Below are 722 nucleotides of genomic sequence, written 5' to 3'. Positions count from 1 at the left end.
TTATTCGGGTCCTCATCGGGTCGGTGGTTACGAAGCCATGACGGTTTGCGCATTAGTGATAAATACCACTCTCCCGATGAAGCGCTGCTTGCGCTGAATAATAACGAAAAAATTGACTTGTTTTTTTACCACGACCTTGGTCTAAACTATCTTACAAAAACAACTTACACCTCTTTAAGAGTGCTTCCTGTTAAATTTAGAACGGTCTCTCAATGGCTCATATACAGCAAGCACACAACGGCGCAATCAGTGCGTTTATTAGAAGCACAAGTAAGCTCAATTACCAAATCTGGCGAGCTGAAGCGGATTCAGGAGAAGTATTTATGAGCCTTTCTATGGGGTCTTTTTTCGCGCTTTGGTTTCGGCGTTATTTTTGTCTTGTCCTATTAATCGTCACGATACCTCTTCCGTCACTTAGTCTTGCAGAGACCAGAGAGTGTAAAACCCTTCGTGCTACGGGAAACCCCGAATATCCGCCATACCTTTTCAGAGAAAGTGAAGACAACATGAAACTGGTTGGAGCGAATGCCGAGATCATGCAGTTAATTGCCGAAAAAATTGGTGCCGAGATTGATGTGTCGTACACCGGTCCGTGGTCGAGAGCGCAAAAAGAGGTGCGAGATGGGCGCTTTGATCTCTTGGCAGGTGCGTTCTTTACAGTGCCGAGGGCACAATATATGGACTATGTATACCCATCGTTTCTTACCACGAAGAGTGTTGTC

2 protein-coding genes are annotated in these 722 nt (G+C 45.2%); both read left to right on the top strand.

Annotated features, from left to right (window positions below; all coding sequences use genetic code 11):
* Positions 1–327: transporter substrate-binding domain-containing protein (locus A3750_RS25445; protein WP_156498783.1), on the top strand; the 327-nt coding region annotated here is incomplete at its 5' end.
* Positions 324–722 (top strand): transporter substrate-binding domain-containing protein (locus tag A3750_RS20280; RefSeq protein WP_197475195.1); only part of this gene is annotated, 399 nt, incomplete at its 3' end. The genes A3750_RS25445 and A3750_RS20280, both read left to right, overlap by 4 nt.

It is taken from the genome of Oleiphilus sp. HI0079 (genome assembly GCF_001635105.1).
Note: the sequence above shows the minus strand (reverse complement) of the source record. Positions and strands in the feature narration are given on the sequence as shown.